Here is a 16,033-nt window from a genome sequence, read left to right as displayed (position 1 = left end):
TGGAGCAGGACACGGTGCGGTGGCCTTTCAGAGGGATCTGCAGAGGGACGTGCGAGCAGACCGCGGCCTATCCCAACGGGTCGCCCTTCGTGCGGTCCAGGGCCACGCGCACCAGCGCGGAGGCCAGGACGGGCAGCTGCTCGGGGGCCACGAGATCCGCCAGCGCGGCGGCGTCCTCCGGCAGGCCGATGCGGTGGGCACCCGCGAGGGCCTTCTTGTCGACGTGCGGGGCCAGCACCGGCCACACGCCCTGCACCTCGCGCGCGAAGATGGACGCGCCGGTGGGTCCGATGCCGGGGAACTCCTGCAGCCGCTGGAGGATCCCCGCGGTGTCGTCGGAGGCGTCCCGAAGCGCTCGCAGGTCTCCGCCCCAGGCGTCCAGGAGCAGGTCCGCGCCGTCGCCCAGCATGGTGGAGGTGCGCTCGTCGTACCGCTTGTACCCGCCACGTCCCAGCGCGCTCACCCGCTGTCGCCAGGACGCCGCGCGCATCTTCTCCGGCGTGCGGAACCCGGCGTCGAACAGCGCGCGGGCGGAGGCCACCGCCACGGGTGCCCCGATCCGGGCGGAGAGCAGGTTGGCCAGCACGAGCAGCTGGTAGAGGGGAGCGGGGGTGTCCCGCAGCTCGATCCCCGCCTCCTGCGCGTAGGTGCGGCCGTGCCGGTCCAGCAGCGCGTCCACGGTCTGCGCAGGGGTTCGGGCCACAGCGGCATTCCTCTCGGTGCGGCTCGGCGGGTTCCGGCCCACGGGGGACGACGACGCCGCGCGGCTCGCGGGGCGTTGTCACCGGTGGGTGGGCCGTCCGTCCAGCCTAGAACCGCCGAGCCCGGGAGGTCGAGCGGCCCGTGAGTGCCGGCGGTGGAACGCAGCGGGCCGGGCGGACGGCGGAAAGCCGGCCGATCGGCGTCGTCGCGCGGCGGGAAGCGGTGACCAGGGTGCGGAGGATTCCGCTGGCGGCCAACTCCTCGTGGGCAAGGTCACTGATCAATAGACTGATGATCGACGCCGCCCCGTTCTGCGCGAGCGATCGAGCACCCGGCGGGCGGCGGTCCAACTGATCGGTCACGACGGAAGGCAGTGCCATGGCAGAGAGCAACGAGAACATCCAGAAGGTCCGCGACATCATCAAGGGCACGCGCATCGCCATGCTCACGCACGTGGACGAGAACGGCCGCCTGGTCTCCAAGCCCATGGCCACGCAGGAGGTCGACTTCGACGGCACCGTGCGCTTCATCGCGGAGCGCGCCTCCGACCAGGGCATGGACATCCAGAAGAACCCGAACGTCAACGTGGCCTACGCGGGCAACGGCGCCTGGGTGTCGTTCAGCGGCACGGCGCGCATCGTCAACGACACGGACAAGCTGCGCGAGCTGTGGAGCTCCTTCACCGGTTCCTGGCTGGAGGGCGGCCCCGAGAACCCCAACAACGTGCTCATCGAGATCGACGGGGACACCGCCGAGTACTGGGACGCACCGGGCGGCAGCAAGGTCACCCAGGTGGCCAACCTGATCAAGGCCAAGGTCACCGGCGACACCGTGGACGGTGAGAACGAGGTCGTGGACCTCTGATCGCATCGGAGTCGTTGCGGACCTGACCGGGCCGCGCTCGCACCGTGCGGGCGCGGCCCGCGGCCGTTCCACGGTTCGCCACCCCACCAGGTGGCACCCAGCTGGTCCCCAGCTGCTGTGCCGGCTCTCGTGGGAAGATTCCCGTACGGGTGAGCCACAGGACCCACTCACCCGACCGCACCAGTGACCGGCCCCGCACGGGCCGAGAAGAGGAGCCCGATCATCATGGAGACGACCCCCAGCAGCGTGTGGACCTTCCTCTCCCACGTGGAGTTCCCCGCCGAGATGGCCCCGTTCCTGGTGGCCGGTGAGGTTCCCGTGGCCTCGTTCAAGACCGTGCGGGACACCGCCACCTTCACCAACCGCCGTCTGATCGTGCGGGATGCCCAGGGCCTGCGCGGCAAGAAGACCGAGACGGTCTCCATCCCCTACTCCAGCATCAGCATGTGGTCCACGGAGAACGCCGGAACCCTGGACTTCAACGCGGAGGTCCAGCTCTGGACCCGCGCCGGAGTCATGAAGATCAACGTGGGCCGCGGCATCGACGTGGTCGCCCTGGACCAGCTCATCGCCCACTCCGTCCTCGGCTGACCAGGTCGCCCGCTCGCCCCGGCGGGTGACCGGTTCACCGTGTGCCCCGTGCCGATGCGCGGGGCACACGGCGTTTCCAGCTCTCGCGCCGGGGCGTGCTGATGCGTCCCGACGTTCAGCGGTGGGCGACCGGCGGCGTCGGTGTGCTCGCCGGCAGCCACACCCACCCTTCGCGGGCGACGACGGACGCCAGCTCAGGTGGCGCGGACTCGCACCGGCCGAGATCCACCTCCCGTGCCACCAGGGCGGCGACGACGGCGTCCAGCACGTTGTCGTCCGCCCGGCACATCGACTCGTGCCCCGACCACTCGAGCCACGGCAGCTGCGCCACCAGGCGCGTCACCAGGTGGTGACGGTGGGCGGCGTTCTTGCTCCCCTTGTAGCCACGGTGCGGGAATCCCCAGCGGGCCAGCGCGGCCGCCGGGTACACCTCGCACGAGCGACCCGAGCCGTCCCGGGGCACGTGGAGCCCACCATCGAGGAGGCGACTCTCCAGGGCGGCCCAGCGCAGCGCCGGATACGCGATGCGGTCCGTGGAGACGCTGAGGGGGATCAGACCGGTGCGGGTGCGCACGTGCAGATCCGTGGTGCGCTGGGCCATGCTGCGTCGCCACGCCGGATCGGTCGCGGGCGGAGCGGGCACCTGCCCGGTGGCCTGGGCGCAGATGTAGGCCACGAACGGTGCGGGCCAGCCGAACGGGACGTCTATCCCGGCTCGGTGCACGTCGCGGACCACGGCCAGCACAGCGTCGTCGGCCGCTCCGAGTTCGACCCGCTCCACCACCACCCGGTCGTGATCCTCCCGGATCACGGCGATGCCCGTGCGCGCGGGGTCCGCCGCGAGGTCCACGCCTGCGTATCGGCGGCACCTCCGCGGCTGGCCATCGGACCCGTTGAGCAGAGCGGGAGCGTGGGAGGGGGACGAGGGCTCACCAGTCATGGGCCCACCGTAGGCCGTGGCGACCGTGCGGTGCCTACGATGGGGCCATGACCGTTCGTATGCTGTCGATCGAGACCGTGGTCCCCGGGACCGTCATCCGGCAGGAGGACGTCACCGGGCTGTTCGCCGGTCAGCCGGGGATGACGCGCCTGGGCTCGCGGCTCGTGCGCTCCGCGTTCGGGGGCGCCGGGGTGGCCGCGCGCCACACCGTGCTCCCCGAGCTGGCGGAGGCCGCCGCGCGCGCTGCGCACGCCCCCGACGAGGACCTCGCGGGCGAGCGGGAGCGCGGTCCGGCGGCGCCCCGGCAGACGCTGCGCGGGGAGACCTCGGGTGGCGACGCCGCGGCGTCGCCGTTCGTGGATCCCGTCACCGGGCACCTGCTCTCACCCGGCACCCACGCCAGGAACCGGCTCTACACGGAGAACGCCCGGGAGCTGTTCGTGGCCGCGGGCAGGGCGGCGCTGAGCGGCGTCGGGCCCGGGATCACCGCGGCGGACGTGACCCACGTGGTCACGGTGTCCTGCACGGGGTTCTTCGCGCCCGGCCCGGACGTCCGCGTGACCAAGGACCTCGGGCTGCCGGCGGACGTCAAGCGCGTGCACCTGGGGTTCATGGGGTGCAACGCGGCGTTTCCCGCGCTGCAGACGGCGGCGACCGCGTGTCGCGCGGACCCGGACGCCGTGGTGCTCGTGGTGTGCGTGGAACTGTGCACGCTGCACCTGCACGTGCGCAACGATCCCGACACCGTCATGGGCAACGCCCTGTTCGCGGACGGCGCGGCGGCCGCGGTGGTGACGGCGCGCGACGTCGCCGTCCCCGGCCCCACCCTGGAGCTCGTGGACTTCGAGACCACCCTGGCGCCCACGGGCGAGGACGAGCTCGCGTGGAGCGTGGGGGACGAGGGCTTCGAGATGATCCTGGGAACCTACGTGCCCCGCATCATCGACGACCACGTGACCGACGCGCTCGCGCCCCTGCTCCGGCGCACGGGTCTCCCGGTGGGGGAGATCCCCCAGTGGGCCGTGCACCCGGGTGGACGCAGCATCCTGGACAAGGTGGAGTCCCGGCTGGGGCTGAGCGCCGAGCAGATGGCGCCCTCGCGTGCGGTGCTCCAGGAGGCGGGGAACATGAGCAGCGCCACCATCCTCTTCGTCCTGGCCCGGCTGCTGCGGACCGGGACCCCCGGGCCCGTGGCGGCCATGGCGTTCGGGCCGGGTCTGAGCATCGAGTCCGCCCTGCTCCGGCTGTCTCCCGCCGCGCAGCGCTGATGGACCTCCTTCTGCGCCGCCGGTCCGTGGGCGAGCCCGAGCTCATGGACGACCCCGCGTGCGATCCCGTGGCCCTGGACAACACCTACCGGTTGTTCGGGGTGATCAACCCGCTCGTGGCGTCCTGGCGGCCGGTGTACCGGCGGCACCTGCGGCCCGTCCTGCGGGCCGCCGCGCGGCAGGGGTGCCCGGCCACGGTGCTGGACGTGGGGTGCGGGGGCGGCGACGTCGCCCGGGCCGTTGCGCGGTGGGCCCACCGGGACGGACTCGACGTGCGGATCACGGGCATCGACCCCGACGAGCGGGCCACCCGGTGGGCCGCAGCCCACGACCGTGGGGCCGGCATCACCTACCGCACGGTGGCCAGTGGCGCGCTGGTGGAGGCGGGGGAGAGCTACGACGCGGTGATCTCCAACCACATGCTGCACCACCTCACCCCCGCGGAACTGGCCGGGGTGCTCTGCGACTCCGTGGCGCTGACACGCGGGGTGGCCGTGCACAACGACCTGCGCCGCAGCCGAGCGGCGTGGCTCGTCTACTGGGTGGCCACGCTGCCCCTGGCCCGCGCCCGGACCTTCGTCCGCTTCGACGGGCTGCTCTCGATCCGGCGCAGCCACACGCCCGCCGAGCTGGCCGCGGCTCTGCCCCCTGGCTGGCAGGCCGTGCGGCAGCGGTTCTTCCGGGTGCTCGCGGTGTACCGGTCACAGGGGGCGAGGCCGCCGCGGAGGGGCGGGAGCCGCGCGTAGTCGGCACCACCGGGCAGGACTCAGGCGGAGCCGGGTCTCGTGTCCTGGTCCCAGCCCTGCTGCGGGGTGTCGCACGTCTCCCGGAACACGAACTGGGAGGGGCGCTTGCGCTCGCGGCTGGACCAGTCGATCGCGGGGCGGTGCGTGCGCTCGGGCACGTAGCCCAGCCGGTACACGGCCATGAGCTCCAGATCGTCCGGGACGTGCAGCATGTCCACGATCCGCTGCCACTGGTGCGGGGCCTCCATGGGGAAGGACACGAACTGGATGCCCATGCCCAGCTCCACCGTGGTCAGCCACAGGTTCTCCATGGCCGCGCCCATGCTGAACACGGAGTAGAACCCGGAGAGCTCCTCCGGCCGGTACTCGCCGCGTTCGAGCATCACCCCGATCAGCAGGGGTGACCCCGCCACGAGCTTGCGGTTCTCCTCGCCCAGGGTCTGCGGGACGCGCAGCTTGTTCATGAGCGCCTGCCCGGACGGTGTGAACGCCCGGGAGGTGAACGGACGCAGCAGTGCGGGCAGCTTGTCGAAGAGCATGCCGCTGCGCAGGGTGTCCATCTCCTTCTGGCTGAACCGGAAGTACTTCTTGTACCGGTCGAAGAACGTGCCCGCACCCATCACCTCGGTCATGCTCTCGCCACTGATGCGGGCGACCGTCTCGATGGTGTCCCGGTCCTCGATCAGCACGAACCGCCACGGCTGGCTGTTGAACTGGGACGGCGCCGCGGCGGCCGCACGGATCAGCAGCTGCTGGTGCTCGGGGCTCACCGGGTCCGGCCGGAACGGGCCGTTGGTGGTCCGCCGGTTGAACACGACATCCTGGAATTCCACGATTCACCTCCAGGCCAGTACGAGACCGGCCACGTAGCAGGGGGCCGCCGCGAGGGCGTCCCGGGTGTGTCGCCGCAGCGGGCGTGCGCCGTGGCGCTGCAGCAGGAACAGGGGAGCGAGGGCCGGGGTCAGCGCGAGCGGCGTCGTCGAGTGCGCCCTCAGCCCGGCGACGCACGCGGCCGCGGTGAGCGACGAGGTGGCGATGTACAGGCCGTGGTGGACCCACCGCACGTTCGAGGTGTCGAGCAGGCCGAGGGCCACCGAGCCGCCCAGGGTGCAGTTCGCCGTGTACGACGCCGCCGCGGCCGTCACGAGCGTTCGCACCGGGTCCATGGCTCTCCTTCACGACGGCGTGTGCTCCGCGGCCATGGTGTCACACGCCACACACCCGGGTGGTGGAACAGGCGTGACGATGTGAAATCGGGCCCAGCAGCATCATCAGGCCGCGCACGGGTGAAGCACGACGCGCGGGGTCGCCCACCAGGTGGTGGACGACCCCGCGCGTCGACTGGGCCGGGGTGTCGGACGCGGAGTCACTGCGGCGGGAACTCGCCGGTGTGCACCACGCTGCCCGAGTCTTCGTCGTAGTAGAACTCTGAGACGGCCTGGCCCCGGGGCGCCGCGTTGGCGTCCCCCTCGAGCGGGTACCGGTAGGTGACCCTGAGGTTGGCGTCGTCCAGGCGCTCCACCTTGGGCTCGAAACCGAAGTGCGTTGCGGACGCGGTGCCCAGGTAGATGCCGTGCGAGAACAGCAGGATGGCCTCGGGCGAGGACGCGGTGGCGCCGTTGGCCGCCACGGCGATCCAGGACAGAGCGGCGCAGCCGTTGTAGGTGGAGGTGTCCGCGGAGTCGATGGCCCACCCGGGATCATTCGGCACCTCCGGGCCGAAGGGCGGGGTCAGCAGGGGAGCGGCAGCCCGCAGCGCGTCCTCCGGCGAGTCGTTGGGGCAGCCGTTCGACGCGGCCTGCGGTGTGAGCTCCGCTACAGGGGTGGACGCGGTGGCGGGACCGGCGAGGCCCCCGGCCAGGAGGAGGGCTCCGGCGGCCACTGCGGTGGTGCGGGTGGAAAGACGGGTGAGGTGTCCCATGACGTGACTCCTTGGTGTTCTCCGTACGATCACCGTTCGGCGATCCGGTTCCACACTGGGACCTCATCGGGTCATGTGCAATAGCAAACACGGGATTCGGTGGGTTTCCGTGCCGGCCGAGAGTCGTGGGCAGTCGTGTCGTCGCAGGTCACGCCGGTGTCGTCCGCCGGGTCACAACTGCGTCACACTGCCGAACGGTGGCTCGTCAGAAGCGCCGTGGTCGGGTGTCAGCCAATGCCCGGAGGCCACTCTCCGGCGTGGTCGATGGACTCCGTGGTCCCGTTCCACGTGTACGTGGAGACCGCCCGACCGCTGGCCTCGGCGTTGCTCTCGCCGTCCTCGGGGTAGGTGTAGGTCACCTGGATGGAGGAGTCGGAGAGGCGCACCGTGGCGGGATGGAAACCAATGGGTTCGGCCGTGGTGGTTCCCAGGTAGTCGCCCTCGTGGAAGAGCATCTGCTGCCGCGGGGACGAACCCGTCCCGCCACCGCTCAGGGTGATCCAGGAGAGGTCTGCGCACGGATCGTAGCCGTCGCTCTCCTCGACGGTCCACGCCGACGGATCCGTGACGCCCGGCACGTCGGCCAGATGTGCACTCACGGCAGCATCCGCGCCGCTCGCGCCGCACTCGTCCTGTCCGGCCGGAGCGCTCGCCGACGCATTGTTCCCGTCCGAGTCTTCCGTGGGTTCTGGCGAGGACTCCCTGGTGCGCTCCGTGGTCGGCTGCTCGGCCGGTTCCGACGACTCCTCAGGCGCCGGCGACGCCGCCTGCGAACGGATGCCAGAGGTCGGGCCGGCCACCTGGGCGCTGGTGGCCACGGGCTGCGGTTCGTCCGAGGAGTCGGACCCGCACCCGGTGAGGGATCCAACCCCGAGAGCCAGCAGTGCCGAGGCGGCTGTGAGTTTCCGGAATCGAGGCATGGAGGCTCTCCTGGGGCAGGTGCGGACCCGTGTTCTCACGGTCTTGATCAGCGTGCCCGGTTTCGTTCACGGAAGCAACGACCGCATGATTTCGCATGGTCAGTGTCGCAGCGACCGGCACGCCGCCCTGACACGTGCCGGTGACGGCAGGCGGGGCTCGGTTCGTCGGTAGTCTGAGGAACCGACGGGCACCGGGGCCCGGACCGCTGAGGGGGAACCGAGGAATGAGCGCGAGCGGCAGTCGTGAACGGTCCGTTGCGGAGCTGGCGCACCGCGTGGGAGCCGTGCCGGGAGCGGGACGGCAGGGGTTTCCAGCACTGACCGAAATCACCGTGTGCCGGGTCACGGAGGACCACGGTGACATCCGCCCGGGGGATCTCTTCGTCGCGCGGCAGGGGCGTCGCCGTCACGGTGCCGAGCACGCGAGGGAGGCCGTTGCCAGGGGTGCCGTGGCCGTGCTCACGGACGCGCGCGGTCTCGGACTGATCGGCGAGAATCTGCCCGTTCCGGTCCTCGCCCACGATGATCCCAGCGCCGCGTTGGGCCCGATGGCGGCCCTGCTGCACGGGGAGCCGTCGCGAGAGATGCCCGTCTTCGGCATCACGGGCACCAACGGCAAGACCACCACGGCGTACATCCTGGAGGCCGCACTTCGCCGGCTGGGCAGGTTCCCGGGTCTGCTGAGCACACCGGAGACCGTGATCGGCTCCGATCGTCGGCCCAGCGCCATGACCACGCCCACCGCACCGCACGTCCAGGACCTGCTCGCACGCATGCGTGAGGCGGGCAACGACGCCGCGGTCATGGAGGTCAGCAGCCACGCGCTGGACCAGCGCCGCGTCAACGGTGTCCGATTCGTCTCCGTGGGGTTCACGAACATCACCCACGAGCACCAGGACTACCACGGGGACATGGAGTCCTACTTCCACGCCAAGGCCCGGCTCTTCACCCCGCAGCTCGCCTCCCGCGCCGTGATCGTGGTGGACGACGACGCCGGACGGCGCGTCGACAGACTCGCCCGGCGCCGGGGACTGCCCACCATGACTCTGAGCACGCGAGCAGGGACAGCCGCGGCGTGGCACCTCACCGGGAAGCAGGGGGCAGACGAGTTCGTGCTGCACGGCAGTCGCGGTCGCCTGCGGCTGCGTGCGCCGCTGCCCGGGGAGCACAACCGCGTGAACACGGCTCTGGCGGCACTCATGCTCACGGAGGCGGGCCACCCGATGGCGGAGGTGGCCCGGGCGCTCGACGGCCCGGTAGGTGTTCCCGGACGCATGGAACGGGTGGATCTGGGGCCGCGGTGGCCCACGGTCCTGGTGGACTTCGCGCACACGCCCGACGCCACCGCCAAGTCCGTGTCCGCACTGCGGGCCCGGACCCGGGGGCGGCTCCTCGCCACGGCCAGCAGCGGTGGCGACCGGGACAAGGCCAAGCGGGAGCTCACGGGACGCGCCGTCGTGGAGGCGGGCGCCGACGTCGTCCTGGTCACGGACGACAATCCCCGGTCCGAGGAGCCCGCGGCCATCCGCGCCGCAGTGATGCGGGGCGTCAGAGCGGCCGTCGAGGACCTGCGCGCCTCGGGTCGCCCCGAGCCCGAGATCCTGGAAGCGCCCACCCGGCGCGATGCCATTCGCGTGGCACTTGAGCTCGCGGGGCCGAAGGACACCATCGCCCTCTACGGAAAGGGGCATGAGCGCTGGATGGAGATCGGCCCGACCGGGACCCGGATCCCGTTCGTGGACAGCTACGAGGTGCGCAAGGCTGCGGCGCGGATGGCCACCCCGGAGCTCGGAGCCGAGGGAACGGGCGGTGCCGACGCACAGGGGCATGGAGGGTGGAGCGCGCCGCGGGACGCGCCGTAGGCTGACCGTGCGCGCGACCGCGCGACGGACGAGAACCTGGCGAGGAGCAACCATGACGCAGCCCATTCCCGACCCCAACCCGCTGGACGACCCCGAGGTGCAGGACCAGATCCTGGGCAAGGACGAGTTCGCCGAGACCTCGGGCGACGAGGACGACGCCTGGGAGGAGGACGACGCCCAGTGGGGGCAGGACGCGGACCCGCTGAAGCACCCCGAGGAGGCCGACGTGCGTCAGCTCGCCGACGACGAGACGCTGATGGCGGGCACCGACACCGACCCCGAGATGAACGATCCCGAGGTCACGGCACTCATGGAGGACCCGCAGGCGGACCGTGAGGTGAACCGGGGGCTCGAGGAGGTCGACGTGGACCCCGCGGACCCCGAGGGCTGACGGCGGCACGCGCGACGTCCCCGCGATTGTCGGATGACGGGTCTACTCTGATCCCATGTCACGATTCAGCCCGCTGGAGTGGCCGGTCATCCGCCAGCTCCGCACCGGGGACACCACCGGCCGCAGCAGTGCGGTGCAGTCCCGCAGGACCAGGGAGATCACCGCGCGCACGGCCACGGCGGACCGCGTGGTGCAGAGCATCTGCCCCTACTGCGCGGTGGGTTGCGGCCAGAAGGTCTACGTCAAGGACGAACGGGTCATCCAGATCGAGGGCGACCCGGACTCGCCGATCTCCCGCGGGCGTCTGTGCCCCAAGGGCTCCGCGAGCGAGCAGCTCGTCAACTCCCCGGGCCGTCAGACGCAGGTGCTGTACCGCGCGCCCGGCGCCGCCGAGTGGGAGCCCCTGGCCCGCGACACGGCCATCGACATGATCGCCGACCGCTTCCTGGAGTCCCGACGCCGCGGCTGGCAGGACGCGGACGAGCAGGGCCGTCCGCTGCGGCGCACCATGGGCATCGCCTCCCTGGGCGGTGCCACGCTGGACAACGAAGAGAACTACCTGATCAAGAAGCTGTTCACCGCGGCGGGGGCAGTGCAGATCGAGAACCAGGCCCGGATTTGACACTCCGCCACGGTTCCCAGTCTGGGAACCTCCTTCGGCCGCGGTGGCGCCACGCAGTCACTGCAGGACATGGCCAACGCGGACTGCATCGTCATCCAGGGGTCCAACATGGCCGAGTGCCATCCCGTGGGCTTCCAGTGGGTCACCGAGGCCAAGGCACGCGGCGCGCGGGTCATCCACGTGGACCCGCGGTTCACGCGAACCTCTGCGGTGTCCGACAAGCACCTGCCCATCCGGGCGGGCTCGGACATCGTGCTGCTCGGGGCGCTGATCAACCACGTCCTGAGCAACGACCTCTGGTTCCACGAGTACGTGCTGCACTACACCAACGCGGCCACCCTCATCAGCGAGGACTTCGAGGACGCCGAGGACCTGGACGGCATCTTCTCGGGCTACGACCCCGAGACCGGCACCTACCACCTGAAGTCCTGGGGCTACCAGACCGAGGACGAGGGGGAGGGCCACCGCGCGGACGAGGAGCGCAACAAGGGCGCCGAGGAGCGTGCCCAGGCCGGTGGTCAGCAGTACGGCAGCGGCGGCGCCCCCGTGGGTGCCGGCACGCCGGTGCGGGACGAGACCCTGCAGCACCCGCGCACGGTGTTCCAGATCCTCAAGCGCCACTTCTCCCGATACACCCCGGAGATGGTGCGGGACACCTGCGGCATCTCGGTGGAGGACTTCGAGTACCTGGCCCGTTCCGTCACGGAGAACTCGGGGCGGGAGCGCACCACGTGCTTCGCGTACGCGGTGGGCTGGACCCAGCACACCCTGGGCGCGCAGTTCATCCGCACGGCATCCATCCTGCAGCTGCTGCTGGGCAACATGGGCCGCCCGGGCGGCGGCATCATGGCGCTGCGCGGTCACGCGACCATCCAGGGCTCCACGGACATCCCCACCCTGTTCAACCTGCTGCCCGGGTACCTGCCCATGCCCTCGGCCACGCAGCAGAGCTTCGGGGAGTACGTGGACGGGATCCGCACCACCGCGCAGAAGGGCTACTGGGCGAACGCCGAGGCGTACTCGGTCAACCTCCTCAAGGCGTGGTGGGGTGATGCCGCCACCGCGCAGAACGACTGGGCGTACGACTACGTTCCGCGCATCAACGGGGCCCACGGCACCTACCAGACGCTAATGTCCATGCTGGAGGACCAGGTGGAGGGCTACTTCCTGCTGGGCCAGAACCCCGCGGTGGGCTCGGCCAACGGGCGGATGCAGCGCATGGGCATGTCCCACCTCAAGTGGCTCGTGGTGCGCGATCTCAACATGATCGAGTCCGCCACGTGGTGGAAGGACGGCCCGGAGATCGCCTCCGGCGAGCTGAGGACCGAGGACATCGACACCGAGGTCTTCTTCCTGCCCGCGGCCACCCATGTGGAGAAGTCAGGCTCCTTCACCCAGACCCAGCGTCTGGTGCAGTGGCGCCACCAGGCCGTGGCACCGCCGGGGGACGCCCAGAGCGAGCTGGAGTTCTTCTTCGAGCTGGGCAACCGGATCCGCGAACGGTTGGCAGACTCCACGGATCCGCGCGACCGGCCTCTGCTGGACCTCACGTGGGACTACCCCCTGGACGAGCAGGGTGAGGTGGACGCGGTGTCCGTGCTGGCGGAGATCAGCGGCCGCTTCGAGACAGGGGAGCAGGCCGGTGAACCGCTCAGCAGCTACGGTCAGATGCGCGCGGACGGCTCCACGTCCGGCGGCTGCTGGATCTACACGGGCATCTACGCGGACCGGGTCAACCGGGCGGCCCTGCGCGTGCCCGGGTGGCAGCAGGACGAGATCGCCTCGCAGTGGGCGTGGGCGTGGCCCGCGAACCGCCGCATCCTCTACAACCGGGCCTCGGCGGACCCCGAGGGCAGGCCGTGGAGCGAGCGCAAGAAGCTCGTGTGGTGGGACCCGGAGCAGGGAGCCTGGACGGGCAAGGACAACCCGGACTTCCCACTGGACCGTGAGCCCTCCGCGCGGCCGGGCCCGGACGCCGCCGGACCGGACGCCCTGGCCGGGGACGATCCGTTCATCATGCAGGCGGACGGCAAGGCCTGGCTGTTCGCGCCCAAGGGCATGATGGACGGGCCCCTGCCCACGCACTACGAGCCGCAGGAGTCCCCCGTGGACAACACCCTGTACGCGCAGCAGCAGAACCCCGCCCGGATCATGTTCCCGCGGAAGGACAACCTCTCCGCACCCAGCGGCGACACACCCGGCACGGGGACGTACCCGTTCGTGTTCACCACGTACCGGCTGACCGAGCACCACACGGCCGGCGGCATGAGCCGGTGGCTGCCCTACCTCTCGGAGCTGCAGCCGGAGATGTTCTGCGAGATCTCCCCGGAGCTCGCGGAGCTCAAGGGCCTGGAGCCGTACGGGTGGGCCACCATCATCTCGCCGCGCTCCGCGATCGAGGTCAAGGTGCTGGTCACGGACCGCATGACACCGCTCACCGTGGCGGGCAGGACCATCCACCAGATCGGTCTGCCGTACCACTGGGGCGCGGGCTCGGACGCGGTGGTCACGGGTGACGGCGCCAACGACCTGCTGGGCATCACGCTGGACCCCAACGTGCAGATCCAGAACTTCAAGACGGGTTCGTGCGACATCGTCCCGGGCCGCCGGCCACGTGGCGCGGCGCGGCAGGAGCTGGTGCGCGAGTACCAGTTGCGGGCAGGGCTCACCGTGCGCACGGGCATGGAGCGCATCACGGATCCGGAGCGGGAGCTCGACCAGGATCCGCTGCGAGGACGCGACAGCGGGGACATCGCGGGACAGTCCACGGCCTGGCGGCCGGGCACCCCCGCGACGGACCAGGAAGAAGAGCAGTGAGCACGGACAACCTCACACCCACCCCCAGTTTTGCGGACGACACCTCCTGGGAGCATCCGCACCACCGGCGCGGGTTCTTCACAGACACGTCCATCTGCATCGGCTGCAAGGCCTGCGAGGTGGCGTGCAAGGAGTGGAACCGCAACCCGGTGGACTCGGACTACGAGATCCTGGGCTCCTCCTACGACAACACCGGTGGTCTGGGCGCCGACACCTGGCGCCACGTGGCGTTCATCGAGCAGTCCCAGGAGCGCATCGAGCAGGCCCGCGAGTCCGGGCGCGCTCTCGTGGACCTGGGGATGCCGCGCGTGGGTCCGCCGGCGGCGTCGCCGGCCCCTGCCGCGGGTGGGTGCGCGTGCGGTTCCGCCCCCGCTGCGGCGGACGCCGCCGTTCCCGCGCCGGATCCCGGCGGGTGTGCGTGCGGGGCACAGCCGGCGCACGACGCCGCTGGGCCCGGTGGCGCGTGCTCCTCCCAGTCCACGCCGGGCGTCACCGCGCCGGTGGGCTGCGGATCCGCGGGCGGCTGCGGCTGCTCGTCCGGTGGCGGGGCGACTCCGGTGGCAGGCACCGGTGGGGACGACTCCCCGGTGCTGGACACCCCCGACTTCCGGTGGCTGATGTCCTCGGACGTGTGCAAGCACTGCACCCACGCCGGATGCCTGGACGTGTGCCCCACGGGGGCGCTGTTCCGCACCGAGTACGGCACCGTGGTGGTGCAGGAGGACATCTGCAACGGCTGCGGCACGTGCGTGGCCGGGTGCCCGTTCGGGGTGATCGAGCGCCGCAACGACGGGCTGGTGGAGCCGAAGACCCAGCGGGGTGCGCCTCCCATGCCGGACACCGTCAAGGTTCCGCAGGACGGCATCGCCCAGAAGTGCACGCTGTGCTACGACCGCATGAAGAACGACCAGACCCCGGCGTGCGCGCAGGCGTGCCCCACCACGTCCATCAAGTACGGGGAGCGGGAGAGCATGCTCGCCACGGCCCAGCAGCGGGTGGCCCAGCTGCACGAGCAGGGCAGGACCGAGGCACGGCTGTACGGCGCCAATCCCCAGGACGGCGTGGGTGGAACCGGGTCCATCTTCCTGCTGCTCGACGAGCCGGAGGTCTACGGGCTTCCGCCGGATCCCCAGGTTCCCACCAAGGACCTGCACCGCATGTACAAGCGCGCGGGTGTGGCCGTGATGGGCATGCTGGCCCTGGGCGCGGCGGCGTTCACGGCGGGTGACCGCTCATGAGCATCTCTCCGTACGACAGCTACCGGCCGCCCGAGGAGCCTCGGCGCAGGCGGCGTCGCCGGAACCGGGGGCCGGGCGGCGGCGCGTTCCGCCGCGGTGGCGGGGACGGTTCCCGCGAGATGCCCATGGTGCCGGACACCGAGTTCACTTCCTACTACGGCCGCCCGATCGTCAAGGCACCGCCGTGGGACTCCAAGATCGCCTCCTACCTGTTCCTGGGCGGACTGTCCGGGGGTTCGGCCATCCTCGCCCTCGGCGGGTACCTGACCGGTAAGCCCGCGCTGCGCCGCAACGCGCGACTGTCCGCGCTCACGGCCGCGGGTCTCGGCGGGGTTCTCCTGGTGGCGGATCTCGGCCGCCCGGAACGCTTCCTCCACATGATGCGCACGTTCAAGCCGACCTCGCCCATGAGCATCGGTTCGTGGGTCCTCGCCTCGTTCTCCACGAACGCGGGGGTTGCCGCGGCGGTGGAGGTGGACCGGATGACGGGGGAGCGGCTGCCGCTCGGCCCGCTGCGTCCGGTGCTGCACGCGGCAGAGCTGCCCACGAGCGTGGCCGCAGGCGTGCTCGGGGCCCCGATGGCCACCTACACCGCCATGCTCCTGAGTGACACCGCCGTCCCCACGTGGCACGAGATGCACGGGCACCTGCCGTTCGTGTTCGCCAGCTCCGCGTCCCTGGCGTCAGGGGGACTGGCCATGCTCACCACGCCGGTGGCGCAGGCCGGGCCCGCCCGGTTCTTCGCGGTCGCCGGAGTCGCGGGGGAGCTCGTGGCCATGCACGTGATGAAGGACGCCATGGACCCCGTCACGGTGGAGCCGCTCGAGCAGGGCAGGCCCGGACAGTGGATGGAGTGGAGCGAGCGTCTCTCGGTTCTCGGCGGGCTGGGCGCACTGTTCGGCGGACGACGCCGCTGGGTCGCCGCGGCTTCCGGGCTCGCCCTCGTCTCGTCCTCCGCGCTCACACGCTTCGGGGTGTTCTGGGCCGGAAAGAAGTCCGTGAAGGACCCCAAGTACACGGTGATCCCGCAGCGCAACCGGCTGAACAAGCGCCGCGCAGCAGGCATCACGCACGACTCGATCACCACGGCGGGCTGATCCACCGGGACACGTGCCGGGGCTGTGATCCGGGGTGGCCGCGCACGGCCACCC

Annotated in this window: 16 protein-coding genes; 9 read left to right on the top strand and 7 right to left on the bottom strand. The window is 71.3% G+C overall.

What is annotated here, in order from left to right; all coding sequences use genetic code 11:
• Window positions 1–67 precede the first annotated feature (67 nt).
• Together AABM36_RS10705 and AABM36_RS10700 are read right to left on the bottom strand one after the other, a co-directional pair.
• Window positions 68–703 carry an endonuclease gene (locus AABM36_RS10705; protein ID WP_423446166.1) on the bottom strand — a complete coding sequence of 212 codons (636 nt, stop codon included), beginning with the start codon at window positions 701–703 and terminating at the stop codon, window positions 68–70.
• A 106-nt stretch (window positions 704–809) separates the two neighbouring features.
• Window positions 810–1,064, bottom strand: a complete 255-nt coding sequence (locus tag AABM36_RS10700) for a hypothetical protein (protein WP_423446165.1) — start codon at window positions 1,062–1,064, stop codon at window positions 810–812.
• A 16-nt stretch (window positions 1,065–1,080) separates the two neighbouring features.
• On the opposite strand from AABM36_RS10700, the gene AABM36_RS10695 reads away from it, so the two are divergent.
• A complete protein-coding gene (locus AABM36_RS10695; RefSeq protein ID WP_423446163.1) occupies window positions 1,081–1,566 on the top strand; it encodes a pyridoxamine 5'-phosphate oxidase family protein in 486 nt (161 codons plus the stop codon).
• A gap of 225 nt (window positions 1,567–1,791) precedes the next feature.
• A complete protein-coding gene (locus AABM36_RS10690; protein ID WP_423446161.1) occupies window positions 1,792–2,157 on the top strand; it encodes a PH domain-containing protein in 366 nt (121 codons plus the stop codon).
• Between the two features lie 115 nt (window positions 2,158–2,272).
• Here the strand turns inward: AABM36_RS10690 and AABM36_RS10685 are convergent, their stop codons facing one another.
• On the bottom strand, window positions 2,273–3,097 hold the full coding sequence (locus tag AABM36_RS10685; RefSeq protein ID WP_423446159.1) for a DUF429 domain-containing protein: 825 nt from the start codon (window positions 3,095–3,097) through the stop codon (window positions 2,273–2,275).
• 47 nt (window positions 3,098–3,144) lie between these two features.
• Here AABM36_RS10685 and AABM36_RS10680 point away from each other — a divergent pair, with 47 nt between their 5' ends.
• Both AABM36_RS10680 and AABM36_RS10675 read left to right on the top strand, forming a co-directional pair.
• On the top strand, window positions 3,145–4,365 hold the full coding sequence (locus AABM36_RS10680) for a type III polyketide synthase (RefSeq protein WP_423446157.1): 1,221 nt from the start codon (window positions 3,145–3,147) through the stop codon (window positions 4,363–4,365).
• Window positions 4,365–5,111, top strand: a complete 747-nt coding sequence (locus tag AABM36_RS10675; RefSeq protein ID WP_423446155.1) for a class I SAM-dependent methyltransferase — start codon at window positions 4,365–4,367, stop codon at window positions 5,109–5,111. Before AABM36_RS10680 ends, AABM36_RS10675 begins: the two co-directional genes overlap by 1 nt.
• Window positions 5,112–5,131: 20 nt before the next feature.
• On the opposite strand, the gene AABM36_RS10670 is transcribed toward AABM36_RS10675, so the two are convergent.
• The 4 genes from AABM36_RS10670 to AABM36_RS10655 all read right to left on the bottom strand — a co-directional run bounded on the left by AABM36_RS10670 (window position 5,132) and on the right by AABM36_RS10655 (window position 7,631).
• Window positions 5,132–5,944 carry a nitroreductase family protein gene (locus tag AABM36_RS10670; protein WP_423446154.1) on the bottom strand — a complete coding sequence of 271 codons (813 nt, stop codon included), beginning with the start codon at window positions 5,942–5,944 and terminating at the stop codon, window positions 5,132–5,134.
• A gap of 3 nt (window positions 5,945–5,947) precedes the next feature.
• The gene (locus tag AABM36_RS10665; protein WP_423446152.1) at window positions 5,948–6,277 is read right to left on the bottom strand and encodes a hypothetical protein; all 330 of its coding nucleotides are present in this window, start codon (window positions 6,275–6,277) and stop codon (window positions 5,948–5,950) included.
• A 200-nt stretch (window positions 6,278–6,477) separates the two neighbouring features.
• The gene (locus tag AABM36_RS10660; protein ID WP_423446150.1) at window positions 6,478–7,032 is read right to left on the bottom strand and encodes an LppP/LprE family lipoprotein; all 555 of its coding nucleotides are present in this window, start codon (window positions 7,030–7,032) and stop codon (window positions 6,478–6,480) included.
• A gap of 227 nt (window positions 7,033–7,259) precedes the next feature.
• Entirely contained in the window at window positions 7,260–7,631 is a 372-nt protein-coding gene (locus AABM36_RS10655; protein ID WP_423446148.1) for an LppP/LprE family lipoprotein, read from the bottom strand.
• 545 nt (window positions 7,632–8,176) lie between these two features.
• Between AABM36_RS10655 and AABM36_RS10650 the strand changes: the two genes are divergently transcribed.
• Genes AABM36_RS10650 through nrfD form a run of 5 tightly spaced genes read left to right on the top strand, consistent with a single transcriptional unit; the run spans window position 8,177 to window position 15,979 of the window.
• Window positions 8,177–9,814, top strand: a complete 1,638-nt coding sequence (locus AABM36_RS10650; RefSeq protein ID WP_423446146.1) for a Mur ligase family protein — start codon at window positions 8,177–8,179, stop codon at window positions 9,812–9,814.
• 52 nt (window positions 9,815–9,866) lie between these two features.
• Window positions 9,867–10,205: a hypothetical protein gene (locus tag AABM36_RS10645; protein WP_423446144.1), complete on the top strand. Its 339-nt coding sequence runs from the start codon at window positions 9,867–9,869 to the stop codon at window positions 10,203–10,205.
• A gap of 55 nt (window positions 10,206–10,260) precedes the next feature.
• On the top strand, window positions 10,261–13,644 hold the full coding sequence (gene fdh, locus AABM36_RS10640) for a formate dehydrogenase (protein WP_423446142.1): 3,384 nt from the start codon (window positions 10,261–10,263) through the stop codon (window positions 13,642–13,644).
• Window positions 13,641–14,882: a 4Fe-4S dicluster domain-containing protein gene (locus AABM36_RS10635; RefSeq protein ID WP_423446140.1), complete on the top strand. Its 1,242-nt coding sequence runs from the start codon at window positions 13,641–13,643 to the stop codon at window positions 14,880–14,882. Before fdh ends, AABM36_RS10635 begins: the two co-directional genes overlap by 4 nt.
• Window positions 14,879–15,979 (top strand): NrfD/PsrC family molybdoenzyme membrane anchor subunit, encoded by a 1,101-nt coding sequence (gene nrfD / locus AABM36_RS10630; protein ID WP_423446139.1) that lies wholly within the window; start codon window positions 14,879–14,881, stop codon window positions 15,977–15,979. Before AABM36_RS10635 ends, nrfD begins: the two co-directional genes overlap by 4 nt.
• Window positions 15,980–16,033 lie beyond the last annotated feature (54 nt).

The sequence above is a fragment of the Kocuria sp. KSNUG genome, assembly GCF_049532735.1.
Taxonomy (GTDB): Bacteria; Actinomycetota; Actinomycetes; order Actinomycetales; family Micrococcaceae; genus Kocuria; species Kocuria rhizophila.
Note: the sequence above shows the minus strand (reverse complement) of the source record. Positions and strands in the feature narration are given on the sequence as shown.

Bases quoted from the DNA above. Each gene is read 5' to 3' on its own strand.
- AABM36_RS10665 (WP_423446152.1), bottom strand. From the start codon at position 6,277: ATGGACCCGGTGCGAACGCTCGTGACGGCCGCGGCGGCGTCGTACACG.
- AABM36_RS10685 (WP_423446159.1), bottom strand. From the start codon at position 3,097: ATGACTGGTGAGCCCTCGTCCCCCTCCCACGCTCCCGCTCTGCTCAAC.
- nrfD (WP_423446139.1), top strand. From the start codon at position 14,879: ATGAGCATCTCTCCGTACGACAGCTACCGGCCGCCCGAGGAGCCTCGG.
- AABM36_RS10660 (WP_423446150.1), bottom strand. From the start codon at position 7,032: ATGGGACACCTCACCCGTCTTTCCACCCGCACCACCGCAGTGGCCGCC.
- AABM36_RS10680 (WP_423446157.1), top strand. From the start codon at position 3,145: ATGACCGTTCGTATGCTGTCGATCGAGACCGTGGTCCCCGGGACCGTC.
- AABM36_RS10645 (WP_423446144.1), top strand. From the start codon at position 9,867: ATGACGCAGCCCATTCCCGACCCCAACCCGCTGGACGACCCCGAGGTG.
- AABM36_RS10695 (WP_423446163.1), top strand. From the start codon at position 1,081: ATGGCAGAGAGCAACGAGAACATCCAGAAGGTCCGCGACATCATCAAG.
- AABM36_RS10690 (WP_423446161.1), top strand. From the start codon at position 1,792: ATGGAGACGACCCCCAGCAGCGTGTGGACCTTCCTCTCCCACGTGGAG.
- AABM36_RS10650 (WP_423446146.1), top strand. From the start codon at position 8,177: ATGAGCGCGAGCGGCAGTCGTGAACGGTCCGTTGCGGAGCTGGCGCAC.
- AABM36_RS10675 (WP_423446155.1), top strand. From the start codon at position 4,365: ATGGACCTCCTTCTGCGCCGCCGGTCCGTGGGCGAGCCCGAGCTCATG.